The organism is Mesorhizobium sp. M2C.T.Ca.TU.002.02.1.1, assembly GCF_003997225.1.
The window spans coordinates 1-5,994 of the sequence record NZ_RZTO01000352.1 but is presented as its reverse complement, the minus strand read 5'-3'; the positions used below and the strand labels follow the sequence as shown (position 1 = coordinate 5,994).

Annotated in this window: 7 protein-coding genes; 2 read left to right on the top strand and 5 right to left on the bottom strand. The window is 59.7% G+C overall.

Features of this window, described 5'->3' with window-relative positions:
• The coding region (locus tag EOD07_RS37695) for a MarR family transcriptional regulator (protein ID WP_164772351.1) at positions 1–1,339 on the top strand (1,339 nt) is incomplete at its 5' end.
• Between the two features lie 76 nt (positions 1,340–1,415).
• Here the strand turns inward: EOD07_RS37695 and EOD07_RS18960 are convergent.
• Together EOD07_RS18960 and EOD07_RS18955 are read right to left on the bottom strand one after the other, a co-directional pair.
• Positions 1,416–1,625, bottom strand: a complete 210-nt coding sequence (locus EOD07_RS18960; RefSeq protein ID WP_127236559.1) for a hypothetical protein — start codon at positions 1,623–1,625, stop codon at positions 1,416–1,418.
• Between the two features lie 5 nt (positions 1,626–1,630).
• Positions 1,631–2,533 carry a LysR family transcriptional regulator gene (locus EOD07_RS18955; protein ID WP_164772350.1) on the bottom strand — a complete coding sequence of 301 codons (903 nt, stop codon included), beginning with the start codon at positions 2,531–2,533 and terminating at the stop codon, positions 1,631–1,633.
• Between the two features lie 131 nt (positions 2,534–2,664).
• Here EOD07_RS18955 and EOD07_RS18950 point away from each other — a divergent pair, with 131 nt between their 5' ends.
• Complete coding sequence (locus tag EOD07_RS18950) at positions 2,665–3,447, top strand: aspartate/glutamate racemase family protein (RefSeq protein ID WP_127236557.1); 783 nt, start codon at positions 2,665–2,667, stop codon at positions 3,445–3,447.
• An 89-nt stretch (positions 3,448–3,536) separates the two neighbouring features.
• Here EOD07_RS18950 and EOD07_RS18945 read toward each other — a convergent pair whose 3' ends face one another.
• The 3 genes from EOD07_RS18945 to EOD07_RS18935 all read right to left on the bottom strand — a co-directional run.
• Positions 3,537–4,970, bottom strand: coding sequence for an aldehyde dehydrogenase family protein (locus EOD07_RS18945; RefSeq protein ID WP_127236556.1), 1,434 nt, complete (start codon positions 4,968–4,970; stop codon positions 3,537–3,539).
• 160 nt (positions 4,971–5,130) lie between these two features.
• Entirely contained in the window at positions 5,131–5,538 is a 408-nt protein-coding gene (locus EOD07_RS18940) for an ACT domain-containing protein (RefSeq protein ID WP_127236555.1), read from the bottom strand.
• Positions 5,535–5,994, bottom strand: a 460-nt coding sequence (locus tag EOD07_RS18935; RefSeq protein ID WP_206519495.1) for a GNAT family N-acetyltransferase, incomplete at its 5' end; no start/stop codon positions are given. The genes EOD07_RS18935 and EOD07_RS18940, both read right to left, overlap by 4 nt.

The window sequence follows — 5,994 nt, the reverse complement described above, 5'->3', positions numbered from 1 at the left end:
CTCCGGGATAGGAATTCGACACCTTTATATTTTCCTCGACGACTTCTCAGAGCTTCCTATCGACGCCATGTCCATACTTGTCGATAGTATTCTGGCACCGCTAAACAACTGGTCTAATGAGCTAATAAAATTCAAAGTTGCCGCCTACCCGGGTCGTATATATTTGGGAAAAATCGACGCAACAAAAATCGATGAGATCTATCTGGACACATATCGCCTCTATGGATCCAGCGATGTTTCTTCTATGGAGACCAAGGCCGTCGATTTTACATTTCGATTGCTCGACAGCCGCTTTAGCTATTTTCTTGAAACGGGATTTGACGTCTTTTGTGACACCGATGCCCACGAGGTTTATAGGCAGCTCTTTTTTGCAAGCATGGGGAATCCTCGCATCCTAGGGCATCTCCTGCACAATCTGGGCGAAACGCATGTCGGCTACGGAAGGCGCATCGGACCACGCGCCATCCAAGATGCGGCTGCCCGCTACTACGAAGAGAAAGTGGAACCGTTTTTTGGCATTCAGAAATTCGCTCATGAGTCGTTTGCTGAGCGGTCGTCAATTTTCAGTCTGAAAGAACTCCTTGAGTCCATCGTTAGCCAAGCGAGGAAATTGAGGGATTACAAGGGCTCAGCCGTCACAAAGGAAATCTCAGGCAGGACCCCGTCTAGCCATTTTCATATCGTCAGCGAATTTGAGTCAATCCTCTCGACCTTGGAGTTGAACTTCTTTATTTCTAAGTATTACGAAATGAAAGATCGAGACGGACGAAAAGTATCAGTCTTTGCTCTCAATTATGGCCTATGTCACCGATATAGCATTGCCTTTGGCCGACCAACATCCTTGAGGGAACACAGACTCTATTTTGTTGAACGAATTTTCGACTATTCTCCCATACTTAGAAAATATCTTCAGAAGAACCAGGAGATTAAATGCGACGCGTGTGGCGAGGTCCAAAGCTTAGACAAACTTGAAAGCTTAAAGCTATTCGACATGCTTTGCCCCGTTTGCAAGAAGGGAACTTGCAGCGTATCTAATCTTTCACGAAAATACGAAGCGATTATTAAGGATATAAACTCTGAGCTTCTGCTCCCCAACACAGAACTTGGGATATTGGAAACGTTGTATCCAGAAGCTTCGGGCTTAGCCGCCGCAGACATAGCGGGTGAGTTAGATTGCTCCTATCAGCTGGTTGGAAAGCGTGGAAAGATCATGGCCGAACGGGGCCTTGTGGAGCGGGAAAAGAACGCCAAGAACCGCAGAATCTTTTCCATCACGCAAAAAGCGAGAGAGGAATACTTCGACCAAAACTCCGATCGAAAGCTGTCCGTTCCTGACTGACAAAACCAGTGGCGCAGGAATAATCCCTGCGCCACTGCTAGCCTGCAACTCTTTCATTTGGAACGAAAGGATTCCGTCATGCGCCGAAATCGGCTTTGGTGAACCTGGCCACAGCCGAAACAGCATCGGCGGGCAGGCCACCAGCCAGCGTCCTCGCCACCTTCGCAAGATCGCCGGGCGTTGTGGATGGGCCGGGTGGCAGCTCATCGAGATCACGGCAGCGGCCGGAATTGCGCCTTCCGGCGAGCAAAGGCATCTCGCCTGCGGGGCTTTTTTTGCCCTTCACCGCACCTACCGGAGGGCTTGAACACCCTGGGACTGCCATGTCATTTCGCGAAGCTGCGAGAGAACGGCGTTCTCGAATTGCGAGGCCTGGTGAAACTCACTAGTGACCACGCCCAGCTTGCGCGGCGGTAGGCCGTCCCGCAAGGGAATCACGGCGAGGCCGGGCAGCGGGCATGATCTGGCGGCGATCTCGGGGACGACGGTCAGGCCGATATTCTGCTGCGCGAGCTGGCAGCCGGTCATAAGCTGGCGCACTTCGACGACGGTTTTTGGCTGCAGGCCGGATCGCTCGGACATCATGGCGAGCCAGTTGCCCGATGTCGTTCCCGAGGGAAAGCGGATGAAGGGCTCGGCAAGCACATCCTCGTCACCCAACTCGGACCGCGCGGCAAGCGGATGCGACGTCGACAGGACGACGCAGGCGCCGTCCTGGCAAAGCGGCTCGAACAACAGGCCAGGCGATGGGACGAAGACGCTGCTGATGCCGAAATCGATCTCGTTCGACCTCACAAGCTGGAACGCCTCCTCGCTGTCGATCTCCACGATATCGAGCACATGGCTCGGAAATCTGGGCCGCAGCGCATGGAAGGCGGGGCCGATGAACATCGCGGCAAAGGAAGCCACGCTGGCAACCCGCAGGATCTGTTCGGTGCCGAGGCTTAGCGAGGCAAGTTGATCGACAATCGCCTCGTTGCCCGCAACAAGCCGACGGAGGCCCGGCAGCAGCGAGCTGCCGGCAGGGCTGAGCCGAAGCCCTTCACGGTCGCGAACCAGCAGCGCGAAGCCCAGTTGTCTCTCCAACTGCGTCACGTGCTGCGAGATGGCCGGCTGGGTAAGGCCCAGCACGTCCGCCGCCTGGGTGAACGAGTTCAATTCCAGCACCGTCAGCAGGCTGCGCACGCGGCGCACGGATATTTCGTCGCGTCGGGAAAGCATGGCAATGCCTCCATAAGAACCTTCGAACCACCATAAAGAAATGTTATTTCCTGCTGTATTCATAAGCAACTATCGTCCGCTGCAACGATGTGCGGAGGCTTGGGATGACGGCTCGCGATTCAGGGATCCACAGAATTCATGCCCGCAGGAATCATTCCTGCTACGGAATGGGCCTGGGCATCATCATCCTCGACGAGGTGTACCCGGGATTTCCCGGCGATGTGCGAAACGCGAGCGCCTATTCCTTTCCTATCCAGTACGAAATCGCCGAAGGCGTCGACATCCAGAACCTCGTACGGGGCGACGACAAGCAAGCCTTGCTGGAGCCGATCGTCAGGGCCGCGCGGAAACTGGAACGCATGGGATGCCGGGCGATCGCCGCCGAATGCGGCTACTTCGCCTGGTTCCAGAAGGAGATCGCGGCAAGTGTCGACGTGCCGGTCTTCGCGTCGAGCCTGCTGCAGGTACCTCTCGCCCAGATGACGATCGGCCCCGAAAGGGTCGTCGGCATTCTCGTCGCCGAGGGCGACCGGCTCAGTGACCGGCATCTCACGTCAGTGGGTGTGACGCTCGGGACGAACTACGTCGTTCACGGCGCCAAGGACGACGGGAAGACGCCTCAGTTCGACAGTCTCTGGACAAAGGACATCCGGCCAGAAATCCCGACCGCCGATTACGGCCCGGCGGAGCGCGATATCGTCAAGGTGGCGAAGGATTTCGCCGCCGCCCACCCTCGCATGGGAGCCATGGTGCTGGAATGCACCGGGTTCCAGCCCTTCGGCCGGGCGATACAGCGGGAGATCGACATGCCCGTGTTCAGCTGGTCGACCCTGCTGGACTACGCCTATTCCGTCGCCGTGCATCGGGATTTCTACGGCCATGTCTGACCCGCGCGACCAGCCTAGATGGAAAAGGCGCGGCCGAGACCGCGCCCTTCCTAAGCTTCTTCGGAGACCTGTTCCTCCCCGCGCGAGCCCTACTCCGCCGCCTCGTAGCCGGCGATGCCCTTGATCTCGAGGAAATCCTCGAGGCCGTATTCGGCATATTCGCGGCCGTTGCCGGACTGCTTGTAGCCGCCGAAGGGCAGGCCCGCGTCCCAGGTCGGATAGTTGATGTAGACATTGCCGGAGCGCATGCGGGCGGCCACGTCACGCGCCTTCTCGATGTCCTTGGCCTGGATGTAAGAAGCTAGGCCATAGACCGTGTCGTTGGCCTGCTCCACAGCCTGCTCGACCGTGTCGTAAGGCATGATCGACAGCACCGGCCCGAAGATCTCTTCCCTGGCGATGCGCATGTCGTGCGTGACGTTGGCGAAGACGGTCGGGCGGACGTAATAGCCGCGGTTAAGCTCGGCCGGGCGGCCGGGGCCGCCTGCAACCAGGGTTGCGCCCTCGTCGATGCCGCTCTGGATCAGGTCCTGGATCTTGTCGAACTGGATCTGGCTTACCACCGGGCCGAGCTTGGAGGCGGGCGCGTCGGCCGGGCCGACGGTGAATTTCTCCGCCGCCTTCTTCGCATAGCCCGCCGCCTCGTCGTGACGGTCGCGCGGCACGAACATGCGGGTCGGCGCGTTGCAGGACTGGCCGCTGTTGCCGAAGCAGCCGGCCACGCCCTTGGTGACGGCCCGCTCCAGATCGACATCGGGGAACAGGATGTTGGCCGACTTGCCGCCGAGCTCCTGATGCACGCGCTTGACCGTGTCGGCCGCCGCCTTGGCGACCAGTATGCCCGCCCGCGTCGAGCCGGTGAAGGACATCATGTCGACATCCGGGTGGCTGGCCAGAGCCTGGCCGACAGTCGGGCCGTCGCCGTTGACGAGGTTGAACACGCCCTTCGGCACGCCGGCCTCATCGATGATCTCGGCGAAGATGATGGCGTCGAGCGGCGCAATCTCGGACGGCTTCAGCACCATCGTGCAGCCCGCGGCGAGCGCCGGACCGACCTTGCAGGTGATCTGGTTGAGCGGCCAGTTCCACGGCGTGATCAGGCCGACGACGCCGATCGGCTCCTTGACGATCAGCGACGAGCCCTTGACGTGACGGAACTGGAAGGTCTTCAGCACCTCCGCCATCTTTTCCAGATGCGCAAGGCCGACGCCGACCTGGCTGTCCAGCGCCATCTGGCGCGGCGCGCCCATCTCGCGCGAGACGGCGAGCGCAAGGTCTTTGCTGCGCTTCTTGTAGACATCGATGACGCGGTTGAGGATGTCGAGCCGCTCCTCGACTTCAGTGAAGCCGAAGGTGGCGAAGGCGCGCTTGGCGGCGGCCACCGCCTTGTCGACATCGGCCTTGGAGCCCAGCGAAATCTGCGCGAAAGCGTCTTCGTTCGAGGGATCGATGACGTCGAGCGTGTTCGGCACAACAGGATCGACCCAGGCGCCGTCGATATAGAACTGCAGATTGTGTGACATGGTTTCGCTCCCTGCGGACCGCTTTGCTCGATTGTGGTGTGATGGTCGTCGTATATCGCCAGAAATAACGATGCGGCATGTGCTCTGTCAAACGCAAGCGAGAAGTGCTTGAGCCAGCGCGTCGGGAGTTGCGCCAGAGTTGGCGCCGCCGCATTCTCGACTAGAGCAGCGTATGCCCTGCCTCGCCCAGCAAGCGTATCGCCGCGGCGCCGTCCGCAGCCTTCACCAACAGATGGTCGCCGTCGAAGGTGGAGACGACGAAGACGCCCAGGCCATTTTCCGACAGCGGCCTGATGACCGACAGCACGATGCCGGTTTCGCCGAAGGCAAAGGGGCCTTCGAATTTGAAGGCGACCCAGTCGCTATCCTGCCTGACGCTATCCGGTACGCGACCCTGCAGACAGGTGATGGAAAGCTCATCCTCGGTTCTGGCGATGCTGACGAAACCCGGTCCGTCTGCCCAATCAGGAATGCCGTGCCCGGCTTCCAACCGCGAAATCGCATACAAGCCGGGCAGTTGCTTCAACCTGATCCCGGCAGGCTTCGTCGCGCTCCGGTTGGCGGTCATCCGGCGATCCTCTTGCTCATATAGACGGTCGTGCCATTCATGAACGGCTCTTCCCGGTCGACCGTATAACCCTGTCTCCGATAGAGCGACACATTCGCTTCGAACGCGCCGTTGGTCAGCAGGCGAAGCTCATCTCGCCCGGCTTCGCGCGCCTTGTGCTCCGCCCGTTCGAGCAACAACCGGCCGATTCCCCTGCCCTGCGCGTCCGGAGCGACGCAGACATTCTCGATCCAGAGGTGATCGTCGGCGAGCATGGTCTCGAGCATGCCGACAATGCGATCCTGCGCGACGGCGAGGTCGAACGGATGCTCTGCGACGGCCTTTTCGTAGTCGGCGCGCATCGGCAGCGGCTCGCGGCCGATCACCGGCACCCATTTGGCATAGGCGGCGCGCACGATATCGCGGATGGCAACGGCGTCCGCCGCCTCGGCCGCCCGGAACCGGATGGAAGAATTG

Bases quoted from the DNA above. Each gene is read 5' to 3' on its own strand.
- EOD07_RS18950 (WP_127236557.1), top strand. From the start codon at position 2,665: ATGACGGCTCGCGATTCAGGGATCCACAGAATTCATGCCCGCAGGAAT.
- EOD07_RS18945 (WP_127236556.1), bottom strand. From the start codon at position 4,970: ATGTCACACAATCTGCAGTTCTATATCGACGGCGCCTGGGTCGATCCT.
- EOD07_RS18940 (WP_127236555.1), bottom strand. From the start codon at position 5,538: ATGACCGCCAACCGGAGCGCGACGAAGCCTGCCGGGATCAGGTTGAAG.